The 287-nt window shown below is 78.7% G+C and carries 1 pseudogene; it reads right to left on the bottom strand.

Features of this window, described 5'->3' with window-relative positions:
- Positions 1-287: pseudogene (locus CCL05_RS19470) on the bottom strand (CHAD domain-containing protein); the annotation flags it as partial.

Here is a 287-nt window from a genome sequence, read left to right as displayed (position 1 = left end):
GGTCGGCGTGGAGCACGCCGAGGGCGTAGGCCGTGGCCGGGGCGATCCGGGGGGTACGGGCCGCCTGGGCCGCCGCTGCCGCCGCCTCCGAGGCGTCGCGGTGGCGGTTCAGGGCCTGGCCGGCGGAGAGCAGGCGCAGGTCGACGACGGCGTTGCCCTTCGGGCCGCTGACGGCCTCGCGGGCGTAGCGGTGCAGGCGCAGGAGCAGGCGGACCTGGTGCCAGGGGGCGTCCTGGGGGTGCGGGACCGTGTCCGGGGAGAGGCCGTGGATGAGCGCGGCGGCGTTG

Origin of the sequence: Streptomyces africanus (genome assembly GCF_002150735.1) — a bacterium.
In the GTDB taxonomy this organism is placed as follows: Bacteria; Actinomycetota; Actinomycetes; order Streptomycetales; family Streptomycetaceae; genus Streptomyces; species Streptomyces africanus.
The sequence above is the reverse complement of the archived record's forward strand: the minus strand, read 5'-3'. Positions and strand labels throughout refer to the sequence as shown.